Source organism: Streptomyces sp. NPDC026538 (assembly GCF_055567535.1).
The window spans coordinates 83382-106429 of the sequence record NZ_JBVHQG010000014.1; the positions used below are offsets into that span (position 1 = coordinate 83382).

Sequence of the window (23048 nt, forward strand, 5' to 3'; positions counted from 1 at the left end):
CCGACAAGGCCGATTTGGCAAGCAGACTCCAAATCGCATCCAACACTCGACAGGCCCGTCGCATTCGCGCCGGTGAAGGCGTCCACTGGTCAGCAGGGACGTACCCGTCCCTCACCTCCATGGGATTCCGGGGGGAATCCCAGCGGTCGGAGGTGCTTGTCCAGCGGACAAGAGGAGCTGGCATGAGTGAGATCGCAGGGCAGACCGGCCTCCGTGGTGCGGCCACAGCCGTCGTTCGCGAGTCGTATTCCTTCGCCTGCATGCGATGCGGGCACGGCTGGGAGCAGTCGTACGAGATAGAGCACCACACGGACGCGGAGAACCACGAGTTCGTCATGTATGTGGCGAACGGCCAGGTCGTCCCGTCCCCGCTGAGCCGGCCCTCGTGTCAGAACTGCGACGGCCATGTCCTGCGGATCATGCGCGCGGGGCAGGTCTCGTCGGTGCACAGCGCGGCCCAGCAGTCGTCCCGGCGACCGGTGCAGAGCGGCGGGGCCGAGGTGGCCGAGGACACCGGGACCGGACCCGCGGCGGCGACGGAGGCCTCCGCGCAGGCCAAGGCGTCCCACCACTGGCACCTGTCCGATCTCCTGCATCCGTTCCAGCGCAAGGCGAGCTGAGCCGGGCGCGGGTCCGGCGGGGCGTGCCCCTTTCGTAGGATCGGGGCATGCCTTCGAACGCCTCCGCGAACGCCTCGGCCGCGGCCGACAAGAACGCGGCACCGCCGCTCCCGGAACCCCTCCGGGTACCGGTCGCCGACTCCCACACCCACCTCGACATGCAGTCCGGCACGGTCGAGGGGGGTCTCGCGAAGGCCGCCTCGGTGGGCGTGACCACGGTCGTCCAGGTCGGCTGCGACCTCAAGGGCTCCCGGTGGGCGGCCGAGACGGCGGCCGCGCACGCGAACGTCCACGCGACGGTCGCCCTGCACCCGAACGAGGCCCCGCGCATCGTCCACGGCGACCCCGACGGCTGGTCCCGGCAGGGCACCCGCACGGCCGGCGGGGACGCGGCCCTGGACGAGGCGCTCGCCGAGATCGACCGGCTGGCCGGGCTGCCACAGGTGAAGGGGGTCGGCGAGACCGGCCTCGACTACTTCCGCACCGGGCCCGACGGCAAGGCGGCCCAGGAGCGCTCGTTCCGCGCCCACATCGAGATCGCCAAGAGGCACGGCAAGGCCCTCGTCATCCACGACCGGGACGCCCACGCGGACGTACTGCGCGTCCTCAAGGAGGAGGGCGCCCCCGAGCGGACGGTGTTCCACTGCTACTCCGGGGATGCCGAGATGGCGGAGGTGTGCGCCCGCGAGGGCTACTTCATGTCCTTCGCCGGCAACGTCACCTTCAAGAACGCCCAGAACCTCCGGGACGCGCTCGCCGTGGCTCCGCTGGAGCTGGTCCTCGTGGAGACCGACGCGCCCTTCCTGACCCCGGCGCCGTACCGCGGACGGCCCAACGCCCCGTATCTCATTCCGGTCACGGTGCGCGCGATGGCCGCCGTACGGGGCATCGACGAGGACGCGCTGGCGACGGCCCTGGGCGCGAACACGGCCCGCGCCTTCGGCTACTGAGGGTGTACCGATCATAACTGACGTATAACGCTCGCGCGGGCACAGCTTGGGCCCGGTCGCGACCGTGCGTAGTCGTGCCGCTTTGGAGAGTGACCAACGCTCCGCTAGGTTCTGGGGGCCCGATCCGGACCCCTCTGGCTCTCTGGAGCGTGTCGGCGTGAGCACATCGCAGTACGAGACGTTTGAGGCGTACGACCCCTACGGTGCGCCGGGGGCGCACGGCGGGGGCGGCGCGTACGGGGAGCAAGGTGCGTACGACGCGCCCGCGGTGCCCGGCGTGCACGACGCCGTGACGCAGGGATACGGCGTGGCCGCGTACGGGGGTGACACGTACCGGCCGGCGTACGAGATTTTGGCCGAGGCAGGAGGCCGGGCCGTTCCGGCAGGGCAGGCGCAGGCGTATGTGAGCGAGCCGGGTGAGCCCGGGGAGCCGGTGCGTCCGCGTCAGGGCGGGCGCGTGCCGGAGAGCGGGGCTCCCGCGCCGGTAGTGCGCGCCGGGGCGGGTCGACGTGCCGCGCGCCGGCGTAAGGCGCGGTACATCCAGCGCTCGGATTCCGCCGTGCGCCGCCTGCTGCCGCAGGCGCTGGTCGTCGCCTTCCTCGCCGGCGGCACCACCGCGTTCCTCGCCAAGGACAAGGCGATCGAGCTGACCGTCGACGGCCGGCCGCGCGTCCTGCACACGTTCGCGGACGACGTGACCGAACTGCTCGCCGACGAAGGCGTACGGGTGGGGACGCACGACGTGGTGGCGCCCGCCCCCGGTGCGGAGCTGGCCAGCGGGGACGAGGTCGCGGTGCGCTACGGCCGCCCCGTGCGGCTCACGCTGGACGGCCAGCAGCGCGAGGTGTGGACGACGGCGCGCACCGTCGACGGGGCGCTCAACCAGATGGGGGTGCGGGCCGAGGGCGCGTACCTGTCGGCCTCGCGCTCCCAGAGCATCGGTCGCGCCGGGCTCGCGCTCGACGTACGCACGGAGCGCACGGTCACGATCCTGGCGGACGGCCGGACCCGCACCATCCGCACCAACGCCGCGACCGTCCGCGAGGCCGTCGAGGAGGCCGGGGTCACCCTGCACGGCCAGGACACCACCTCCGTGCCGCAGGCCGGATTCCCGCGTGACGGGCAGACGGTGACCGTGCTGCGAGTCACGGACGGCAAGGAGGTGCGAGAGGAGACCATCCCCTTCGAGGTGCGGCGCAGGTCGGACCCGACGGTGTTCAAGGGCACCGAGGTGGTCGAGCGGGCCGGGCGGCCCGGGCTGCGCCGGATCACCTACTACCTGCGGACCGTCAACGGGGTCCGGCAGAAGCCGCGTCGCGAGCGGTCCGAGGTGGTCCGCGAGCCGCGCCCGCAGCTCGTGAAGGTCGGCACCAAGCCGCACCCGGACTCCGTGAAGGGCGCCGACGGCCTGAACTGGCACGGTCTCGCCGCCTGCGAGTCCGGCGGCCGCCCGGGCGCGGTGGACCCCTCCGGGACGTACGGCGGGCTGTACCAGTTCGACACCCACACCTGGCACAGCCTCGGCGGCAGCGGGCGCCCGCAGGACGCGTCGGCCGAGGAGCAGACGTTCCGTGCGAAGAAGCTCTACACGAAACGCGGCTCCACGCCCTGGCCGCACTGCGGGGCACGGCTGCACGGGTGACCGGCGGGCGGGATCCCGGCGGCCCGTACCCTTGTCCCGTGAGCAGCCCCCTCCCCGACGCCCTCCTCGGCCCGGCCGACATCCGTGAACTCGCGGCCGCGCTCGGTGTACGCCCCACCAAGCAGCGCGGCCAGAACTTCGTGATCGACGCCAACACGGTCCGCCGTATCGTCCGCACCGCCGAGGTCCGCCCGGACGACGTCGTCGTCGAGGTCGGCCCGGGACTCGGGTCCCTCACCCTCGCGCTCCTGGAGGCCGCCGACCGAGTGACCGCCGTGGAGATCGACGACGTCCTGGCGGGCGCCCTCCCCGCGACGATCACAGCGCGCATGCCGGCGCGCGCGGACCGGTTCGCGCTGGTCCACTCCGACGCGATGCACGTCACCGAACTGCCCGGGCCCCCGCCCACCGCGCTCGTCGCGAACCTCCCCTACAACGTCGCCGTCCCCGTCCTCCTCCACATGCTCGACACCTTCCCGAGCATCGAGCGGACGCTGGTGATGGTGCAGGCCGAGGTCGCCGACCGGCTCGCCGCAGCACCCGGCTCGAAGGTCTACGGCGTGCCGTCCGTCAAGGCCAACTGGTACGCCGAGGTGAAGCGCGCCGGATCCATCGGTCGCAACGTCTTCTGGCCCGCCCCGAACGTGGACAGCGGGCTCGTCTCCCTGGTCCGGCGCGCGGAGCCGCTGAAGACGACGGCGTCCAAGCGCGAGGTCTTCGCGGTCGTCGACGCGGCGTTCGCACAGCGGCGCAAGACCCTGCGGGCTGCGCTCGCCGGCTGGGCCGGGTCCGCGGCGGCCGCCGAGGCGGCGCTCGTGGCCGCCGGGGTCTCGCCGCAGGCGCGCGGGGAGTCGCTGACGGTGGAGGAGTTCGCGCGGATCGCCGAGGCCGCGTCCCCGCAGGGGGCACAGCATCAGACGGCCGACGCGGCGCGGTCCGCGTCCCCGACAGAGGAGTCCGGCAAGTGAGCGTCACGGTACGCGTTCCCGCCAAGGTCAACGTCCAGCTCGCGGTGGGTGCCGCCCGCCCCGACGGCTTCCACGACCTGGCCAACGTCTTCCTCGCCGTCGGCCTGTACGACGAGGTCACGGTCACGCCGGCCGACGAACTGCGCGTCACCTGCGAGGGCACGGACGCCGACCAGGTGCCGCTGGACCGCACCAACCTCGCCGCGCGCGCCGCGCTCGCGCTCGCCGAGCGCCGGGGCATCGACCCGGCCGTGCACATCCACATCGCCAAGGACATCCCGGTCGCCGGCGGCATGGCCGGGGGGAGCGCGGACGGGGCGGGGGCGCTGCTCGCCTGCAACGAGCTCTGGCGCGCGGGCGCCTCGCGCGCCGAACTCCTCGCCATCTGCGCCGATCTGGGCAGCGACGTGCCCTTCAGCCTGGTCGGCGGCGCCGCCCTCGGCACCGGGCGCGGCGAACGGCTCACCGCCCTGGAGGTCGGCGGCACCTTCCACTGGGTGTTCGCGATGGCCGATCGCGGGCTGTCCACGCCGGCCGTCTTCCGCGAGTTCGACCGGCTCGCCGAGGGCCTCGACATCCCCGAGCCCGTCGCCTCCCACGAGCTCCTGGACGCGCTCGCCAAGGGCGACCCGGACGCGCTCGCCGCCGCCGTCTCCAACGACCTCCAGCCCGCCGCGCTCTCCCTCTTCCCGGAGCTCGCGCAGACGCTCGACACGGGGCGCACGGCCGGTGCCCTCGCGGCGCTGGTCTCCGGCTCCGGACCCACCACGGCGTTCCTGGTCCGCGACACCGCGTCGGCGCAGAAGGTGTCCGAGGCGCTCCTCGCCTCCGGCACCTGCCGCACGGTGCGCACGGCGACAGCGCCCGCGCCGGGCGCGCGGGTGATCACCACGGCGCACGACATCAGCGCGCACACCGGGGTGTGACGCCGGAGCACGAGCGGGGCGCATGCCCCCTTGTAAGCGCCCCGAGCCCGCCGCCGGGCGCCGACGGCAACGGGGCGAAACGGCGGCCGCCCGAGGCCTCCCCGAACCGGCTGATCAAGGTGATCGGCCGCTCCAAGGGCCGGGACCCGCGGGCGAAGGTCACCTTCGTCAGCCCGGTCACGGCGTCACCAAGGTCGTCACGGCTGGCTCCGGCCACCGCGACCGGCTGCGGACCGGCTGCCCGGGCCGGAGGGTATGCCCTCCTCGACGAGGTACGCGCTCAGGCGGGCGGAAAACAGCTCGCGGCGGGACGGCCTCCCGGCGCGCATTACGCTGGGAGGCTGACCGTCCCCCTGCGCAGGAGTGAAATGGCCGTCAACCTGGTCAATGTCGAGAACGTCAGCAAGGTCTACGGCACCCGTGCCCTGCTGGACGGCGTCTCGCTCGGCGTGTCGGAGGGCGACCGCATCGGCGTGGTGGGCCGCAACGGCGACGGCAAGACCACCCTCATCCGGATGCTCGCCAAGCTGGAGGATGCCGACACCGGGCGCGTCACGCACTCCGGCGGACTGCGCCTCGGCGTCCTCACCCAGCACGACTCCCTCGACCCGGCGGCCACCGTCCGGCACGAGGTCATCGGCGACATGGCCGACCACGAGTGGGCGGGCAACGCCAAGGTCCGGGACGTCCTCACCGGCCTCTTCGGCGGCCTGGACCTGCCTGGGTTCCCCAAGGGCCTGGACACCGTCATCGGGCCGCTGTCCGGCGGTGAACGGCGCCGGATCGCGCTCGCCAAGCTGCTCATCGAGGAGCAGGACCTGCTCGTCCTCGACGAGCCCACCAACCACCTCGACGTCGAGGGCATCGCCTGGCTGGCCAAGCACCTGCGGGAGCGCCGCTCGGCGCTGGTCTGCGTCACCCACGACCGCTGGTTCCTCGACCAGGTCTGCACCCGCATGTGGGACGTGCAGCGCGGCGACGTCTACGAGTACGAGGGCGGCTACTCCGACTACGTCTTCGCCCGCGCGGAACGCGAGCGGATCGCGGCCACCGAGGAGACCAAGCGGCAGAACCTCGTCCGCAAGGAGCTGGCCTGGCTGCGCCGGGGCGCCCCCGCCCGTACCTCCAAGCCCCGCTTCCGGGTCGAGGCCGCCAACGAGCTGATCGCCGACGTGCCGCCGCCGCGCGACACCTCCGAGCTGATGAAGTTCGCCTCCTCCCGGCTCGGCAAGACCGTGTTCGACCTGGAGGACGTGACCGTCCAGGCCGGGCCCAAGGTGCTGCTCAAGCACGTCACCTGGCAGCTCGGGCCCGGCGACCGCATCGGCCTGGTCGGCGTCAACGGCGCCGGCAAGACCTCGCTGCTGCGCGCCATGGCCGAGGCCGCGCGTACCGAGGGCGAGGACCAGCCGGCGGCCGGCCGGATCGCCGTCGGCCGGACCGTCAAGCTCGCCTACCTCTCCCAGGAGGTCGCCGAACTCGACCCGAGCACCCGGGTGCTGGAAGCCGTACAGCAGGTGCGCGAGCGCGTCGATCTCGGCAAGGGGCGCGAGATGACCGCCGGGCAGCTGTGCGAGACGTTCGGCTTCAACAAGGAGAAGCAGTGGACGCCGGTCGGCGACCTCTCCGGCGGTGAGCGCCGCCGCCTCCAGCTGCTGCGCCTGCTCATGGACGAGCCGAACGTCCTCTTCCTCGACGAACCGACCAACGACCTCGACATCGAGACCCTCACCCAGCTGGAGGACGTCCTCGACGGCTGGCCCGGCTCGATGATCGTCATCTCCCACGACCGGTTCTTCGTCGAGCGGACCACCGACCGTGTCTTCGCCCTCCTCGGCGACGCCACCCTGCGGATGCTGCCGCGCGGCATCGACGAGTACCTGGAACGACGGCAGCGCATGGAGGAGGCGGCCGCCGCCACGGTCGTGGCGCCCAAGGCCCCCACGGCCGAGCGGAGCGCCGCCGACCAGCGCGCCGCCAAGAAGGAGCTCCAGAAGATCGAACGTCAGCTGGACCGCGTCTCCGAGAAGGAGACCAAGCTGCACGACCAGATCGCCGCGAACGCCACGGACTTCGCCAAGGTCGCCGAACTCGACGCCCAGCTGCGCGACTTGGCCGGGGAGCGCGAGGAACTGGAAATGCGCTGGCTGGAGCTGGCGGAGGACGCGTAGCACGGCGTGCGCGCGGCAGCGGGCGGCGCGTAACTCGGCCGCGCGCGGTGCCGGGCGGCGCGTAGTTCGGCGTGTGCGCGGCGCGTGACTCGGCGTGCGCTCGGTGCCGGTGGGCGTGCAACTCGGCGTGCGCGCCGTTCCGGTGGGCGTGCAACTCGGCGTGCGCGCCGTTCCGGTGGGCGTGCGACCCGTGGTGGCGCGCCCACCCCCACCCACCGGCGTGAACCGGCCGCGCACGCGCGCCACCCCACGGCGCGCACCACCCACCCCCGCGCCACCCCCGCCCGTCGCACCCCCGCGCGCAACCCCCTTGCGTGCGCCCGGTGAAGGGAGCGTGAAGGCGCGTAACGGCCGCATCACGGGGCGGTTCTTCCTTGGGCACAGGGGCTGACGAGGGCCCGTGGCCTGTCGGTCCCGGGTGATAGAAAGGTCCGTCTGAGAGCAGTCTGAGAACGGCCTGAGGCCCGTCGGGAGCCTCGGGGCGTGGCTAAAAATCAGTAACGGGGGAAGATCGCTGATGACTCAGCCACCCAATCAGCCGCCGCAGCAGGGCGGATTCGGCGCACCGCAGGACCAGCCGGCAGCGGGTGGTGGCTTCGGCGCCCCGCAACAGCTGCCCGCTCAGGGCGGCTTCGGGGCACCCCAGGGCACGCCCCCGCCTCCTGCCCAGCCGCCCCAGCCGGGATACGGCTATCCACAGCAGCCGGGACCGTATGCGCAGCCCGGTCCCTACGGCCAGCCGCAGCAGCCCGGCCCTTACGGCCCGCCGCAGCAGGCGGGGCCGTACGGGCAGCCACCCCAGCCCGGTTACGGCTACCCGCCGCAGTACCCGGGCGCACCCGGCGTCACTCCGCCGCCCGGGGGCGGGGGCGGCGGACCGTTCAAGGGGAAGCCCGGGCTGGTCGTCGCGGCGGCCGTGGCCGGGCTGCTGGTCGTCGGCGGCACCGTGTACGCGGTGACCAGCGGCGGAAACGACGGCAAGAAGCCGGTCGCCCAGCAGTCCGACGACCCCAAGGCCTCGGGCACCGACACCCCGGTCGACCCGGGTGACGGCAGTGGCGACGGCGGTGCGGACCCGGAGAACCTCAACGAGGGCCGCAAGTCCGGCGAGGCCAAGGTGCTCTGGTACAAGTCGGCACCCGACGCCCCCGCGTCCGGTGCCGACGCACCCGGCATGTGGATCACCGGCAGGACCGCGGTGAAGGCGGCGTACAAGCAGGTCTTCGCCTACAAGGTGGGCAACGGCGATCCGGCCTGGGCCCCGATCACGTTCCCGCAGAAGATCTGCGCGGTCACCCCGGACCGGTCGGCCGACGACAAGGTCGTCGTGGCGTACATGAACGGCACCAGCGACCGGGCCAAGTGCAACCAGCTGCAGGAGATCGATCTCGACACGGGCCGCAAGGGCTGGACCGCGACCGTCGCCGACGGCGGCCTGTTCGACTCCGCGCTCAGCATCGAGCTGACGATCAGCGGAAAGACGCTGATGGTGGGCCGCTCCCAGTCGGGCACGGCGTACGACCTCGGCAGCGGCGACAAGCTGTACGACAAGAAGAAGTACGGCGCGTCCTGCTTCCCGACGGCGTTCGCGGGCGGCACGAACCGGCTGGTCGAGGTGGCCTCCTGCGGGGTCGGCGGCGGCAACGAGCATGACGAGATCTCGGAACTGGAGCCGGCCACCGGCAGGGTCAGGTGGACCCAGCCCGTCAAGAAGGGCTGGTCGGTCCAGCGGACGTACTCCGTCGACCCGCTCGTGGTCTACATGACCAACGAGCAGAAGAAGGCCTGGAACATCTCGACCCTGGACGCCAAGGGCACGTTCCGGTCCGAGGTGAAGGTCGACGAGAAGTTCGCCCCCGAGTGCGGCTGGGCGCTCCTCTCCCGTGACCTCCAGGGCTGCCAGGGCGTCGCCGTCGACGCGAACACCCTCTACCTGCCGACGGACACGAACGGCGGCGCCAACGAGATCGTCGCGATCAGCCTCGCCGACGGCAAGGCGAAGTGGCGCACGAAGTCCCCGGCGGACGAGTCGATGTACCCGGTCAAGGTCGAGGGCGGCAAACTCGTCGCCTACGTGAGGCCGTCGTACGACTCGGGCGGCCAGGTCGTGTCGATCCCCACCGCCGGCTCCGCCCACACCACCACCAGGCTGCTGCAGAACCCGCAGCACACCGCCGGCATCGAGGACGGCTTCTACGACGGCGCGGTCGACTGGGTCGACGGGCGCTTCTATCTCTCCTCCACGCGGCTGACCGGCAGCGACGACGCGAAGGAGAAGCTGATGATGGCCTTCGGTAACTGAGCGGGCCCGTTGCGTCCCGCCCCGCCCCGCACCGCTCCAGCCGTCTTCCGCGCCGTCCCCAGAGGTACACCGTCATGACCCAGCCGCCTCCGCCACCGCCCAACCAGCCCCCGCAGCAGCCCGGTTACGGCGCCCCCGCCGGGCCGCCGCAGCCGCCCGTACCCCCGGCCCCCCAGCCGGGCTACGGCTACCCGCAGCAGCCCCCGGCCCCGCAGCCCGGCTACGGCTACCCGCACCAGCCACCGCAGCCCGGCTACGGCTACCCCGCCCAGCCCCCGAACCCGTACACCCAGCAGCCTCCCACCCCCGCCAACCCCTACGCCCAGCAGCCCGGTTACGGCTATCCGGGCGGCCAGCCGGGCCAGCCGGGCGGCCTCACCCCTGCCCCCGCCTCCGGCAGGAACAACGCCACGCTGTTCATCATCGTCGCCGCGGTCGTCGTGATCGCGCTGATCGTCGGCGGTGGCATCTGGTATTCCAAGTCCTCGGGGGCCGACGGCAAGAAGGACGACACCACCGGCTCCACCAACGGCGGCACCGGCGGCGGCAAGGGCGGAGGCGGCGGCAGCGAGAAGGTGCCCGCGAACCCGGCCTCCAGGGTCCTCTTCCAGGTCCCGCTGCCCACGGCGAACGACACCACGGTCACCGCCGGTTCCTGGCTGACCGACAAGGTGTACGCGAAGACCGGCGTCGCCCGGATCGTCGGCTACGACCCCGACTCGGGCGCCGAGTTGTGGACGGTCCCGCTGCCCGGCCCGGTCTGCTACGCCACCGGGCACGTCGGTGCGGACGGCAGGACGGCCGTCGTCTTCCAGCCGAAGATGCCGCCCAAGGGCTCCACGGCGGGCTGCACCCAGGTCGCCGCGATCGACCTCGACGCCGGCAAGAAGCTGTGGACGAAGACGATCAAGTCCGGTGACGTGCCGGTCAACTTCAACAACGTGACCGTCGCCGGGCAGACGGTCGCGGTCGGCGGCACCAGCGGCGGCGCCGCCTTCGACCTCGCTTCCGGCAGGGTCCGCTGGCAGCCGAAGCCCACCGACACCTGCTACGACGCGGGCTACGGCGGCGGCGCCAAACTGGTCGCGGTCCGCAGGTGCGGCAGCGGCGACACCGCGCAGCTGCACATCCAGACCATCGACCCGGTCTCCGGCAAGGTGATCTCCGAGTACGAGATGACCTCGGGCATCCCCTACGCGAGCATCGTGTCGACCGACCCGCTGGTGGTGGCCGCCGACGTCAACGACAGCGCGGGCGACGGCAGTGGCTTCTCGGACGTCTTCTCCGTCGACAACGCGACCGGGCGGCTGCGCACCCGTATCTCCACGCCGGGCAGTTCCTACGCGGCCCGCTGCGACGGCATCTACCAGGTGGAGAAGTGCCAGGGAGTGGTGGTCGGCAACGACCGGCTGTACCTGGCGACCGAGGAGCACGACGGCAGCGGGGAGCTCGCGAAGACCAACGAGATCGTCGCCTTCGACCTGGCGACCGGCAAGCAGACCGGCCAGCGAGCCGACGCCGGCGACAACTACACGATCACACCGCTGCGCATGGACGGTCCGAACGTGATCGCGTACAAGAGTCCGCCGTACGACAAGGGCGGTCAGGTGGTCAGTATCGACGGCGGTTCGTTCAAGGAGACAAAGCTGCTGGAGAACCCGGCGACCGCGGCGGACAGGGCCGTGGAGACCGCGATGTCCCCGGCGTACGCGGAGGTCCTCTACTCCCAGGGGCACCTGTACCTGTCCGCGGTGTACGCCCACGCCGCCGGTTCGTCGGTGTCGGGCAAGGAGTACCTGGTCACCGCGTTCGGTACGAGCGGCTGACGGCTCGTCAAGCGCGGACGCCCGTATCACCCGGCCCGCGATTCCGGTCCCGTCCCTGCTCAGGGGCGGGACCGGGCGCGTACCGCACCACACCCGCTCTTCACCCGCGAATACGAGAGAAGCCAGAGATTCCTCCGATCCGGGGCACTTCTCATCAGTAGGGGCAGCGCAACGTCGAACAAGCGTGTAGCTTCCGGGGGCATGAAGGACGAGGTGCCGGGGGGCCCTCTGTCCACGCGGACCAGTGGGCATCCATAGTGGGGCATCCATTGGGGGGACTGGGGGGTTGCTCTATGGGAGTGCGGCTCATGGTGGTCGACGACCACCGGCTGCTCGCCGAGGCGCTGGCCTCGGCGCTGAAACTGCGCGGTCACCGGGTGCTCGCGGCGGCGGCACCGGCGGCGGGCGCGGCGGAGCTGGTGATCACACGCGCGCCCGAGGTGTGCCTGCTGGGTACGGCGACACCGGCCGAGCCGGGGATCTTCGACCCGGTGGTGAAGATCAAGCGGGAGCGGCCGCAGGTCGCGGTGCTCGTCCTCGGCCCGGTGCCGTCGCCGCGGGGCATCGCGGCGGCCTTCGCCGCGGGTGCCTCCGGATACGTACGGCACGACGAGCGGATAGAGGGCGTCGAGCGGGCGATCATGAAGGCGCGGGCCGGTGAGGCTGCCGTGGCGCCCGCGCTGCTCCAGGGCGCGTTCGGGGAACTGCTCAACCCCGCCGCCCAGCCCGACGACGAGGGCCAGCGCCTGCTCCAGATGCTCACCCCGAGGGAGGTCGAGGTCCTGGTCCGGGTGGCCGACGGCGAGGACACCCGCCTGATCGCCGCGGGCATGGGCATCGCCCCGAGCACGGCCCGCACTCACGTCCAGCGGGTGCTGATGAAGCTGGGGGTGGGGTCGAGGCTCGAGGCGGCGGCCCTGGCGGCCCGGACGGGCCTGCTGGACAGGGCCGGCCCACTGAAGAATTCCACCGGGCCGGACATGACGGGGCCGGACATGTAGCCGACAGCTGCACCCGCCTGCCCAGGGGCGCGGGGACCTGCGCTACCAGCCCCCACGCCCCGCTACCAGCCCGCACGCCCCGCGTGACCGGTCCGCACGCCCCGCGTGACCGGTCCGCACGCCCCGCGCGACCAACCCCGCACGCCCGCGGGGACCTGCGCGACCAGCCCCCGCGCCCCGCGGCCGAAGCACAACCCTGCCTACTCCTCGGCCTCCTCCACGGGCGGCACCGGAGGCGGAGTGGGCCGAACCCACAACCACACCAGGAAGAACACCCCCAGCAACAACATTCCGATCCCGGTCCACAGGTTGATGTTGATCCCCTGTGCCTTGTCGATCTCGGCCTGCGAGTCCGTGATCCCGGTGATCGTGACGATGATCCCGTACAGCACGAACAGTCCGCCGATGATCCGCCGCAGGTCGAAGATGCGCGCGGCGGTCGTGGACCTGCTCTCCAGCTCGGAGACTTCCCGGTGGACGTCCTGCTCGGAGTAGTGGAATCCGGAGTGCCCGGAGTCGTCGGTCATGGTCTCTCCATTCTCCCGGGGCCGGGCTCAGAACGAGAACGGGACGTAGCAGAGGGCGGCGAGGACCACCGCGCCCCAGCCCAGCAGCGCCGGCCGCCGGTACCAGGCCTCGTCGCCGGGCGCGGGCGCCTCGGTCATGCCGGGGGAGCGCGTGCCGTAGACCAGGCCCGCGAGCTCCGCCTCCGGCTTGGGCGCGGTGAACAGGGACACGATCACCATCACCACCGCGCCGGCGACGAAGCCGGCGATCGCGGAGACGAAGTTGGCGCCCTGGTCCGTGGGGATGCTGATGATGTCCTTCTTGTAGAGGACGAAGTAGTTGACCATCGCGGTCACCGTCCCCGCGAGCAGTCCCCAGAAGCCGGATTTCGCCGAGGCGCGCTTCCAGAACATGCCGACGATGAAGACGACGAACATCGGCACGTTGAAGAAGGAGAACAGCGTCTGCAGGTAGCTCATGATGTTCGAGAACGACGACGCCAGGAACGCCGTCCCGACGGACGCGGCCACGCCGATCGCGGTGATGAGGCGTCCGAAGCGCACGTAGTACGCGTCCTCGCGGCCCCTGACCACGTACTTCGCCCAGATGTCCGTCGTGAACACGGTGTTGAAGGACGACACGTTGGCGGCCATGCCGGCCATGAAGGCCGCGAGCAGGCCGGTGACCGCGATGCCGAGGACGCCGTTGGGCAGCAGCTGGGACATCAGGTAGGGGATCGCGTCGTTGTACTGGAGGCCGGAGCCGGACGTGCCGATGTTCGGCACCAGCGCGGCGGCGACCAGGCCGGGGATCATCACCAGGAAGACGATGAAGATCTTCGGGTACGCGGCGATCAGCGGGGTGCGCTGGGCGGCGGAGAGGTTCTTCGCCGACAGGGCGCGCTGGACCTCGGCGAAGTTGGTCGTCCAGTAGCCGAAGGAGAGGACGAAGCCGAGGCCGAGGACGATGGTCAGCCAGTTCGCGCCGAGCGGGTTGACGCTGCCGATGCCGGTGCCGCCCCAGGCGGTGGTGAAGTTGTGGCCGTGGGTGGCGTCGAGCTTGCCGACCAGGCCGTCCCAGCCGCCGACCTTCTTCAGGCCGAGCACGGACAGCGGGATGAGGGCGGCCAGGATCACGAAGAACTGGAGCACCTCGTTGTAGATGGCCGAGGAGAGGCCGCCGAGGGTGATGTACGCCAGTACGAACGCGCCGGCCACCACGATCGCCACCCACTGCGGCCAGCCCAGCAGCGCCTGCACGACGATCGCGAGGGCGTACAGGTTGACGCCCGCGATGAGGATGGCGGCGAAGGCGAACAGGATCGAACTCAGCAGGTGTGCGGCTCTGTCGAAGCGCAGCAGCAGCATCTCGGGGACCGAGCGGACCTTGCTGCCGTAGTAGAAGGGCATCATCACCAGGCCGAGGAAGACCATGGCCGGAATGGCGCCGATCCAGTACCAGTGCACGGTGTACGCGCCGTACTGCGCGCTGTTGGCGGCCATGCCGAGGATCTCGGTGGCGGCCAGGTTCGCCGAGATGAAGGCGAGCCCGGTGATCCACGCGGGCAGTGAGCGCCCGGAGAGGAAGAAGTCGAGGCTCGTCTTCACCGAGCGGCGGGCCGCGAAGCCGATGCCCAGGACCACCACGAAGTAGATGGCGAGGATCGCGTAGTCGAGGCCGTTGGTGGGGAGCCGTAGCTCCGCCGCCAGGGATGTCGCGAGGTATGTGGGGGATGCAGGGGCATTGGTGGGGTTTTGCACCCAGTAATTCAACACTTTTGTTGTCTCACCTTGATTGATTGCGATGTTGACTCACCTGGTGAGTTGTGTTTTGGTGTGTTCGGTTCTGTTTGATGGTTGGCTGACTCGAACAACGCTCGATTTTCGGGAGTCCGCAGTGAAGAAGACCTCGACCCGGCTGGCCGACGGTCGCGAGCTCATCTACTACGACCTGCGGGACGACACCGTGCGGGACGCGGTGGACCGCCGGCCGCTGGAGCGGACGCACACCACCTCCGAGATCCGCCGTGACCCGCTGCTCGGCGACCAGGTCGCCATCGCCTCGCACCGGCAGGGCCGCACCTACCACCCGCCGGCCGACCAGTGCCCGCTCTGCCCGACCGAGGGCGACCGGCTGAGCGAGATCCCGGACTCCTCGTACGACGTGGTGGTCTTCGAGAACCGTTTCCCCTCGCTGGCCGGCGACTCCGGGCGCTGTGAGGTGGTCTGCTTCACCTCGGACCACGACGCGTCCTTCGCGAGCCTCACCGAGGAGCAGGCCCGCCTGGTCCTGGACGCGTGGACCGACCGGACCTCGGAACTGTCGCATCTCCCCTCCGTCCAGCAGGTGTTCTGCTTCGAGAACCGCGGCGAGGAGATCGGCGTGACGCTCGGTCACCCGCACGGCCAGATCTACGCCTACCCCTTCACCACCCCCCGCACCGCGCTGATGCTGCGTTCACTCGCGACCCACAAGGAGGCGGCCGGCGGGGAGAACCTCTTCGACGCCGTCCTGGCGCGTGAACTCGCCGACGAACGCGTCGTCCTTGAGGGTGAACACTGGGCCGCCTTCGTGCCGTACGCGGCACACTGGCCCTACGAGGTCCACCTGTACCCGAAGCGCCGTGTCCCCGACCTGCTCGGTCTCGACGAGGCGGCACGCTCAGAGTTCCCCCAGGTTTATCTGGAACTCTTGAGGCGCTTCGACCGTATCTTCGGTGAGGGTGAACCTCCCACGCCCTACATCGCCGCCTGGCACCAGGCGCCGTTCGGGACGCTGGAGGAGTTCGAGGGGGTCACGCGCGACGACTTCGCGCTGCACCTGGAGCTTTTCACCATCCGCCGAACGTCCGGCAAGCTGAAGTTTCTCGCGGGTTCCGAATCCGGCATGAACGTGTTCATCAACGACGTGCCGCCGGAGCGCGCGGCCGAGCGACTGCGAGAGGTAGCGAGTTGATGAAGTACCTGGTGACGGGCGGGGCGGGTTACGTCGGCAGCGTGGTTGCCCAGCACCTGCTGGAGGCGGGCCACGAGGTCACCGTCCTCGACAACCTCTCCACGGGCTTCCGGGAGGGCGTCCCGGCGGGCGCGGCCTTCGTCGAGGGCGACATCCGCGACGCCGCCAAGTGGCTCGACTCCTCCTATGACGCGGTGCTGCACTTCGCCGCGTTCTCCCAGGTCGGCGAGTCGGTCGTGAAGCCCGAGAAGTACTGGGAGAACAACGTCGGCGGCACCATGGCGCTGCTCGGCGCGATGCGCGAGGCCGGCGTCCGCAAGCTCGTCTTCTCCTCCACGGCGGCCACCTACGGCGAGCCGGAGCAGGTCCCGATCGTCGAGACCGCCCCGACGAAGCCGACCAACCCGTACGGCGCGACCAAGCTCGCCGTCGACCACATGATCACCGGCGAGGCCGCCGCGCACGGCCTGGGCGCGGTCTCCCTGCGCTACTTCAACGTGGCCGGCGCCTACGGCGCGCAGGGCGAGCGCCACGACCCCGAGTCGCACCTGATCCCGCTGGTCCTCCAGGTCGCCCAGGGCAGGCGGGAGGCCGTCTCGGTCTTCGGCGACGACTACCCGACGCCCGACGGCACCTGCGTCCGCGACTACATCCACGTCGCCGACCTGGCCGACGCCCACCTGCTGGCCCTGACGGCCGCCCGGCCCGGCGAGCACCTGATCTGCAACCTCGGCAACGGCGAGGGCTTCTCGGTACGCGAGGTCATCGAGACCGTCCGCCAGGTCACCGGCCATCCGATCCCCGAGGTCGTGGCCCCGCGCCGGGGCGGCGACCCGGCCGTCCTGGTCGCCTCCGCGGCCACCGCCCGCGAGAAGCTGGGCTGGAACCCGACCCGCGCGGACCTCGCGGGAATCGTCGCGGACGCCTGGGAGTTCGCACAGCACGTCTCGAGGGAGCAGTAGTGGGGGCACAGCAGGTCCGGGACGGTTTCACGGAGCTCTACGGAACCGCGCCCGAAGGGGTCTGGTCGGCACCGGGCCGGGTCAACCTGATCGGTGAGCACACCGACTACAACGACGGCTTCGTGATGCCGTTCGCGCTGCCGCACGTGACGACGGCCGCGGTCTCCCGCCGCACCGACGGCGTGCTGCGCCTGCACTCCGCCGACATCGAGGGCGGAGTCGTCGAACTCTCCCTGGACGCCCTGGAACCAGGCACCGACCACGAGTGGACGGCGTACCCGGCGGGCGTGGTCTGGGCGCTGCGCGAGGCCGGCCACCCGGTCACCGGCGCCGACGTCCACCTGGCCTCCACGGTCCCGACCGGCGCCGGCCTGTCCTCCTCCGCGGCCCTGGAGGTGGTGATCGCCCTCGCCCTCAACGACCTGCACGGCCTGGGCCTGGCCCGCTGGCAGCTGGCCCGCCTGTGCCAGCGCGCGGAGAACGTCTACGTCGGGGCGCCGACCGGCATCATGGACCAGACGGCGTCCGCCTGCTGCGAGCACGGCCACGCCCTGTTCCTGGACACCAGGGACCTCGCACAGAAGCAGATCCCCTTCGACCTCGCGGCCGAGGGCATGCGCCTGCTGGTGGTCGACACGCAGGTCAAGCACGCGCACAGCGGCGGCGAGTACGGCAAGCGCCGGGCCGGCTGCGAGAAGGGCGCGGCCCTGCTGGGCGTGGACGCGCTGCGGGACATCGCCTACGACGACCTCGAGGCGGCGCTCGACCGGCTGGGCGATGAGGAGGAGGTACGGCGCCTGGTCCGGCACGTCGTCACCGAGGACCACCGGGTGGAACGCGTCGTCGCCCTGCTGGAGGCCGGCGACACCCGCGCCATCGGCCCGGTTCTCACCGAGGGCCACGCCTCGCTGCGCGACGACTTCCGGATCTCCTGCCCGGAGCTGGACCTGGTCGTGGACACCGCCCTCGCCACCGGCGCCCTGGGCGCCCGGATGACCGGCGGCGGTTTCGGCGGCTCGGCGATCGTCCTCGCGGAGGCGTCCGACGTCGACACGATCACCAAGGCGGTCGAAGAGGCGTTCGCGGCGGCCGGTTTCAAGGCGCCCCGTACGTTCGAGGCGGTGCCGTCGGCGGGCGCCCGCCGGGAGAGCTGAGGCTCAGCCCAGCCGCTTGGTCAGGGTGTACTCCGTGATCCCCGGCGGATAGTCGGGGACCACGCACACCACGACGTAACCCTGCTTCCGGTAGAAGTCCGGCGCCTGGAAGTCCCAGGTCTCCAGGCGCGCGGCGGTGCAGGCGCGGTCCTGCCCGGCGATGCGCTCCGCCTCGGCGAGCAGCCGGGCGCCCAGACCCGCGCCGCGACGGCCCGCGTCCACCCACAGATAGGTGACGTGCAGCCAGGTCGCCCAGGTGTGCCCCACCAGACCGCCCGCCAGTCCGCCCGATTCTTCGTCCATCGCCCAGACGTGCAGCGGCACTTGGCGTTCGCCGGGGGTGCCGCGCAGGGCCGCGAGGACCGGGGAGGCCGCGGTGTTGGTGTCCAGCAGCCGGGTGCGGAGCAGTTCCCGCCGTTCTTTGTCGACTTCCGCCTCAATACGAAACATGCGGCACACCATAAACGCGTCGGTCGGGCAGTTCTGCAAATTGCCTTCCGCTCCCGCCCCCCTTCCGTACCCTGAGGAGCAGCACCGGTGGGGGCCGGTGCTGATCAGGGGGCGAGACAAGTCGGGTACGACACCCGCGGTGGGGGTAGCAGTTCAGGCACGGCGGCGGCCGTGCGGTTCGGTCCTCCCGCGGGTGTCGTGTCCGTGTGACCCGTCGTTCTGAGCATCTTGGGGTATCCCCTGCTCGTGAAGAGCTTGGGAAGGGGGTTTCATGGTTCGTATCCGAGTTCTGGTCGTCGACGACCACCGTATCTTCGCCGAGTCGCTCGCCGCGGCACTGGCCGCCGAGCCCGACGTCGACGTGTCCGCGGCCGGCAGCGGTCCGGCGGCGCTGCGCTGCCTGGAGCGCGCGGTCGCCGAGGGCCGCCGCTACGACGTGCTGCTCGTCGACGCCGATCTGGGCGGCCAACTGCCCGGCGGCCGCCCGGCGGTACCGGTCCAGGAGGGCAACGAGGAGGGCCTGGTCGACGGGATATCGCTGGTCACCGGGGTCCGCTCGGCCCACCCCGCCGTCCGTGTCGTCGTACTCGCCGAGAAGGACGACCCGCGGCGCGCGGCCCTGGCCCTGCAGGCCGGCGCCTGTGGCTGGGTCGCCAAGGACTGCTCGCTGTCCCGGCTGCTGAACGTCATCCGGGGAGTGCTGCGCGACGAGACCCATCTGCCGCCCGCCCTGCTGACCGGGGTCCTGCGGGAGCTGACGGCCGCGCGCAAGCACCGCACCGAGAGCGAGCGGCTCGTGGAGTCCCTCACGCCGAGAGAGCGGGAAGTGCTCCGGTGCATGGTGGCGGGCCTGGGGCGCAAGGCGGTCGCCGAGCGCCTGTTCCTGTCCCCGCACACCGTCCGCACCCACATGCAGAACGTGCTCGGCAAGCTGGGCGTCCACTCCACCCTGGCCGCCGTCGCCCTCGCCCGCCGCGCCGGGGTCGGTCCGGCCGACCTAGCCGGGGATGTTGTCGAACGGGGCGGTCAACTGGCGTAGCAGGCCGGCCAGTTCGGTGCGCTGAGTGCGGGAGAGTTCGGCGAGGATCGCCCGTTCCTGGTCGAGGAGTCCGGCCAGGGCCTGGTCCGCGCGGTCCTGGCCCTCCTCGGTCAGCCGCACCAGCACGCCCCGCCGGTCGCTCGGGTCCGGCAACCGCTCCACCAGGCCCTTCTTGGCCAGCCGGTCGATCCGGTTGGTCATCGTCCCCGAGGTGACCAGGGTCTGGGTCAGCAGCTGCCCGGGGGAGAGCTGGTACGGCGTCCCCGCACGCCTCAGCGCGGTCAGCACGTCGAACTCCCAGGGTTCCAGGCTGTGCTCCGCGAAGGCCAGCCGACGTGCCCGGTCCAGGTGCCGGGCCAGTCGGCTCACCCGGCTGAGCACCTCAAGCGGTTCCACGTCGAGGTCCGGGCGCTCCCGGCGCCACGCAGCCACCAGCCGATCGACCTCGTCCTCCATGGCGATCAGTGTAGTGGTTCTGTCGACATGAAGTCTCTTGATGTCGAGCTTCTTGACATCAAGATATCAGGGCGGGGAAGGTGGGAGCCATGACGACTTCCGCCTGGGACCCCGCCCAGTACCTCCGGCACGCCGGCCACCGCGCCCGCCCCTTCACCGACCTCCTCGCCCGGATCCCCGCGCTCCCCGGCGAACCCCCGGCCGTCGCCGACCTCGGCTGCGGCCCCGGCAACATGACCGCCCTGCTCGCCGAACGCTGGCCCACCGCCCGCATCACCGGCTACGACAACTCGCCCGAGATGCTCGACAAGGCACTCGTGGAGTACGAGGGCCGCACGGCCGGCGGCGGCCGCCTGGACTTCTCCCACGCCGACGTCCGCACCTGGGCGCCCGAGCGGCCGTACGACCTGATCGTCAGCAACGCCACGTTCCAGTGGGTCCCCGGGCACGCCGAACGGTTCGCCGAGTGGATCGTCGGCCTCGCCCCCGGCGGCACCTTCGCCTTCCAGGTCCCCGGCAACTTCACCGCCCCCAGCCACCGGCTGATGCGCACCCTCGCCGAGTCCCCCCGCTGGCGGGGCCGCCTCGCCGAGGCCCTCCGCCACGACGACGCCGTCCTCACCCCCGAGGCCTACCTGGAGCGGCTGACCGGGCTCGGCTGCGCCGCCGACGTCTGGGAGACGACGTACATCCACCTGCTCACCGGCGAGGACCCGGTCCTCGACTGGGTGAAGGGCACCGGACTGCGCCCGGTCCTCACCGCCCTCGCCGACGATCCCGGGGCCCGTGACGCCTTCCTCGCCGAGTACCGGACCGCACTGCGCGAGGCCTACCCGGCCGGCCCGCACGGCACCCCGTTCCCGTTCCGGCGGATCTTCGCCGTCGCCCACAAGGAGGGGAACTGATGCTCGCCGCCCTCGACCACGTCCAGCTCGCCGCCCCGCCCGGCTCCGAGGACCGGCTGCGGACGTTCTACGTGGACACCCTCGGCATGACCGAGGTCCCCAAACCGCCGGTGCTCGCGGCGCGCGGCGGCTGCTGGTTCCGGGCCGGCGAGATCCACCTGCACGTGGGGATCGAGCAGGCCTTCCGGCCGGCCCGGCAGGCCCACCCCGGCCTGCGGGTGACGGGCATCGACGCATACGCGGCCCGGCTCACCGCCCACGGCACACCCGTCGCCTGGGACGGGAACCTCCCCGGCCACCGCCGGTTCTTCTGTGAGGACCCCGTCGGCAACCGCCTGGAGTTCCTGGAACCGGTCCGCTGAGCCGCCGTCCGCCCCGGCACGGTCGCCCGGCGGGCGACGACGGCCGGCCGGCGGGCGGTCTCACGCCTTGCGGTGCCCTATCAGCCGCGGCTTCGGCTCCAGCCCGTCCAGGCCGTGCCAGGCCAGGTTGACCAGGTGGGCGGCGACCTCCGCCTTCTTCGGGCGGCGCACGTCCAGCCACCACTGACCGGTCAGCGCCACCATGCCCACCAGCGCCTGCGCGTACAGCGGCGCCAGCTTGGGGTCGAAGCCGCGCGACTTGAACTCGCGCCCCAGGATGTCCTCCACCTGGGTGGCGATGTCCGAGATGAGGGACGCGAAGGAACCCGTGGACTGCGGGATGGGCGAGTCCCGCACCAGGATCCGGAACCCGTCCGTGTACTCCTCGATGTAGTCGAGCAGGGCGAACGCGGCCTGCTCGCACAGCTCACGCGGATGGCCGGCGGTGAGGGAGCCGGTCACCATGTCCAGCAACCGGCGCATCTCCCGGTCGACCACCACCGCGTACAGGCCCTCCTTGCCGCCGAAGTGCTCGTACACCACCGGCTTGGAGACCCCGGCCTTCGCCGCGATCTCCTCCACCGAGGTGCCCTCGAAACCCTTCGCGGCGAAGAGGGTGCGACCGATCTCCAACAGCTGCTGGCGGCGCTCCGCACCGGTCATCCGGGTGCGACGTGCCCGCCGCGGCTTTTCGGGACTGGGAGTGCTGGAGTCGGTCGCCACGGCATCAATCATGCCGCCTCGACGCTCTTCGCCCCTCGCCGGGAGCCGCCTTCCCCGCTGTTACGGCGCGAATCGATACGTGAGCGTGACGGCCACCGCACGTCGTACGCCCAGCCCAGCTGCTCGCACCAGCGGATGATCCGCGCCGACGAGTCCAGCTGCCCGCGCTCCACCCCGTGCCGGGCCGAGGTCGGGTCGGCGTGGTGCAGGTTGTGCCAGGACTCGCCACAGGACAGGACCGCCAGCCACCACACGTTGCCCGAACGGTCCCGCGACTTGAACGGCCGCTTTCCCACGGCGTGGCAGATCGAGTTGATCGACCAGGTCACATGGTGCAGCAGCGCCACCCGGACGAGTGAACCCCAGAAGAACGCGGTGAACGCGCCCCACCAGGACATGGTCACCAGACCGCCGATCAGCGGCGGCAGCCCCACCGAGAGCGCCGTCCAGAGGATGAACTGGCGGGAGACCGCCCTGATCGCCGGATCCTTGATCAGGTCCGGTGCGTACTTCTCCTGCGGGGTCTGCTCCTCGTCGAACAGCCAGCCGATGTGCGCCCACCACAGGCCCTTCATCAGCGCCGGCATGGTCTCGCCGAACCGCCACGGCGAGTGCGGGTCGCCCTCCGCGTCGGAGAACTTGTGGTGCTTGCGGTGGTCGGCCACCCAGCGCACCAGAGGCCCCTCCACCGCCATCGAACCCGCGATCGCCAGCGCGATCCTGAGCGGCCGCTTCGCCTTGAAGGAGCCATGGGTGAAGTAACGGTGGAAACCGATCGTCACGCCATGGCAGCCCAGATAGTAGAAGAACACCATCAGGCCCAGATCGAGCCAGCTCACGCCCCAGCCCCATGCCAGCGGCACCGCCGCCAGCAGCGCGAGGAACGGCACGACGATGAACAGCAGCAGGGCGATCTGCTCGATCGACCCCTTCTTCTCGCCGCCCAGCGTGGCGGACGTAGCCGAAGCGTCGGCCGGCTTGTGGGCGTCGTCGATCACATCGGAACTAGACGAGGTCATGCGCGTCCCCTGGGGGGTCGAGGGTTGAGACAGGTGCCGATCCGCGGCGACGGGACGGGACGATAAGGGTTCTTCCCTACGGTTCCGTAACCTACGGCGACGTAAGTATG

21 protein-coding genes are annotated in these 23048 nt (G+C 71.4%); 15 read left to right on the forward strand and 6 right to left on the reverse strand.

The window, feature by feature from the left end:
- Window positions 1-182 precede the first annotated feature (182 nt).
- The 9 genes from ACZ4N4_RS40000 to ACZ4N4_RS40040 all read left to right on the forward strand — a co-directional run bounded on the left by ACZ4N4_RS40000 (window position 183) and on the right by ACZ4N4_RS40040 (window position 12406).
- Entirely contained in the window at window positions 183-620 is a 438-nt protein-coding gene (locus ACZ4N4_RS40000; protein WP_467598326.1) for a hypothetical protein, read from the forward strand.
- Between the two features lie 47 nt (window positions 621-667).
- Entirely contained in the window at window positions 668-1570 is a 903-nt protein-coding gene (locus ACZ4N4_RS40005) for a TatD family hydrolase (RefSeq protein WP_467598329.1), read from the forward strand.
- A gap of 157 nt (window positions 1571-1727) precedes the next feature.
- Entirely contained in the window at window positions 1728-3212 is a 1485-nt protein-coding gene (locus tag ACZ4N4_RS40010) for a ubiquitin-like domain-containing protein (RefSeq protein WP_467598332.1), read from the forward strand.
- Between the two features lie 38 nt (window positions 3213-3250).
- On the forward strand, window positions 3251-4180 hold the full coding sequence (gene rsmA, locus ACZ4N4_RS40015) for a 16S rRNA (adenine(1518)-N(6)/adenine(1519)-N(6))-dimethyltransferase RsmA (protein WP_467598335.1): 930 nt from the start codon (window positions 3251-3253) through the stop codon (window positions 4178-4180).
- On the forward strand, window positions 4177-5106 hold the full coding sequence (locus tag ACZ4N4_RS40020) for a 4-(cytidine 5'-diphospho)-2-C-methyl-D-erythritol kinase (RefSeq protein ID WP_467598338.1): 930 nt from the start codon (window positions 4177-4179) through the stop codon (window positions 5104-5106). Before rsmA ends, ACZ4N4_RS40020 begins: the two co-directional genes overlap by 4 nt.
- 368 nt (window positions 5107-5474) lie before the next feature.
- Complete coding sequence (locus ACZ4N4_RS40025) at window positions 5475-7277, forward strand: ABC-F family ATP-binding cassette domain-containing protein (RefSeq protein WP_453564876.1); 1803 nt, start codon at window positions 5475-5477, stop codon at window positions 7275-7277.
- A 517-nt stretch (window positions 7278-7794) separates the two neighbouring features.
- Window positions 7795-9579 carry an outer membrane protein assembly factor BamB family protein gene (locus ACZ4N4_RS40030; RefSeq protein WP_467598341.1) on the forward strand — a complete coding sequence of 595 codons (1785 nt, stop codon included), beginning with the start codon at window positions 7795-7797 and terminating at the stop codon, window positions 9577-9579.
- Window positions 9580-9653: 74 nt separating this feature from the next.
- Entirely contained in the window at window positions 9654-11405 is a 1752-nt protein-coding gene (locus tag ACZ4N4_RS40035; protein WP_467598344.1) for an outer membrane protein assembly factor BamB family protein, read from the forward strand.
- A gap of 293 nt (window positions 11406-11698) precedes the next feature.
- Complete coding sequence (locus ACZ4N4_RS40040) at window positions 11699-12406, forward strand: helix-turn-helix transcriptional regulator (protein ID WP_467598347.1); 708 nt, start codon at window positions 11699-11701, stop codon at window positions 12404-12406.
- Window positions 12407-12606: 200 nt separating this feature from the next.
- Here ACZ4N4_RS40040 and ACZ4N4_RS40045 read toward each other — a convergent pair whose 3' ends face one another.
- Window positions 12607-12933: a hypothetical protein gene (locus ACZ4N4_RS40045; RefSeq protein WP_453564865.1), complete on the reverse strand. Its 327-nt coding sequence runs from the start codon at window positions 12931-12933 to the stop codon at window positions 12607-12609.
- A gap of 27 nt (window positions 12934-12960) precedes the next feature.
- Window positions 12961-14673 carry a sodium:solute symporter family protein gene (locus ACZ4N4_RS40050; RefSeq protein ID WP_467598350.1) on the reverse strand — a complete coding sequence of 571 codons (1713 nt, stop codon included), beginning with the start codon at window positions 14671-14673 and terminating at the stop codon, window positions 12961-12963.
- Window positions 14674-14809: 136 nt separating this feature from the next.
- Between ACZ4N4_RS40050 and galT the strand changes: the two genes are divergently transcribed.
- Genes galT through galK form a run of 3 tightly spaced genes read left to right on the forward strand, consistent with a single transcriptional unit; the run spans window position 14810 to window position 17984 of the window.
- Window positions 14810-15868, forward strand: a complete 1059-nt coding sequence (gene galT / locus ACZ4N4_RS40055; RefSeq protein WP_467598352.1) for a galactose-1-phosphate uridylyltransferase — start codon at window positions 14810-14812, stop codon at window positions 15866-15868.
- The gene (galE, locus tag ACZ4N4_RS40060) at window positions 15868-16830 is read left to right on the forward strand and encodes a UDP-glucose 4-epimerase GalE (protein WP_453564856.1); all 963 of its coding nucleotides are present in this window, start codon (window positions 15868-15870) and stop codon (window positions 16828-16830) included. The genes galT and galE overlap by 1 nt, the downstream gene beginning before the upstream one ends.
- Window positions 16830-17984, forward strand: a complete 1155-nt coding sequence (gene galK, locus ACZ4N4_RS40065) for a galactokinase (RefSeq protein WP_453564853.1) — start codon at window positions 16830-16832, stop codon at window positions 17982-17984. Before galE ends, galK begins: the two co-directional genes overlap by 1 nt.
- Before the next feature lie 3 nt (window positions 17985-17987).
- Here galK and ACZ4N4_RS40070 read toward each other — a convergent pair whose 3' ends face one another.
- The gene (locus ACZ4N4_RS40070) at window positions 17988-18434 is read right to left on the reverse strand and encodes a GNAT family N-acetyltransferase (RefSeq protein WP_453564850.1); all 447 of its coding nucleotides are present in this window, start codon (window positions 18432-18434) and stop codon (window positions 17988-17990) included.
- 271 nt (window positions 18435-18705) lie between these two features.
- Here ACZ4N4_RS40070 and ACZ4N4_RS40075 point away from each other — a divergent pair, with 271 nt between their 5' ends.
- Complete coding sequence (locus ACZ4N4_RS40075; RefSeq protein ID WP_450765515.1) at window positions 18706-19473, forward strand: LuxR C-terminal-related transcriptional regulator; 768 nt, start codon at window positions 18706-18708, stop codon at window positions 19471-19473.
- On the opposite strand, the gene tamR is transcribed toward ACZ4N4_RS40075, so the two are convergent.
- Window positions 19432-19929 carry a MarR family transcriptional regulator TamR gene (gene tamR, locus ACZ4N4_RS40080; protein ID WP_467598357.1) on the reverse strand — a complete coding sequence of 166 codons (498 nt, stop codon included), beginning with the start codon at window positions 19927-19929 and terminating at the stop codon, window positions 19432-19434. The two genes, ACZ4N4_RS40075 and tamR, sit on opposite strands and share 42 nt — an antisense overlap.
- An 89-nt stretch (window positions 19930-20018) precedes the next feature.
- On the opposite strand from tamR, the gene ACZ4N4_RS40085 reads away from it, so the two are divergent.
- Window positions 20019-20834, forward strand: a complete 816-nt coding sequence (locus tag ACZ4N4_RS40085; RefSeq protein ID WP_467598360.1) for a trans-aconitate 2-methyltransferase — start codon at window positions 20019-20021, stop codon at window positions 20832-20834.
- Window positions 20834-21196 carry a VOC family protein gene (locus ACZ4N4_RS40090; RefSeq protein WP_453564845.1) on the forward strand — a complete coding sequence of 121 codons (363 nt, stop codon included), beginning with the start codon at window positions 20834-20836 and terminating at the stop codon, window positions 21194-21196. The genes ACZ4N4_RS40085 and ACZ4N4_RS40090 overlap by 1 nt, the downstream gene beginning before the upstream one ends.
- A 60-nt stretch (window positions 21197-21256) precedes the next feature.
- Here ACZ4N4_RS40090 and ACZ4N4_RS40095 read toward each other — a convergent pair whose 3' ends face one another.
- The gene (locus tag ACZ4N4_RS40095; RefSeq protein ID WP_360489942.1) at window positions 21257-21931 is read right to left on the reverse strand and encodes a TetR/AcrR family transcriptional regulator; all 675 of its coding nucleotides are present in this window, start codon (window positions 21929-21931) and stop codon (window positions 21257-21259) included.
- Entirely contained in the window at window positions 21928-22938 is a 1011-nt protein-coding gene (locus ACZ4N4_RS40100) for an acyl-CoA desaturase (protein ID WP_467598363.1), read from the reverse strand. The genes ACZ4N4_RS40095 and ACZ4N4_RS40100 overlap by 4 nt, the downstream gene beginning before the upstream one ends.
- Window positions 22939-23048: the final 110 nt, after the last annotated feature.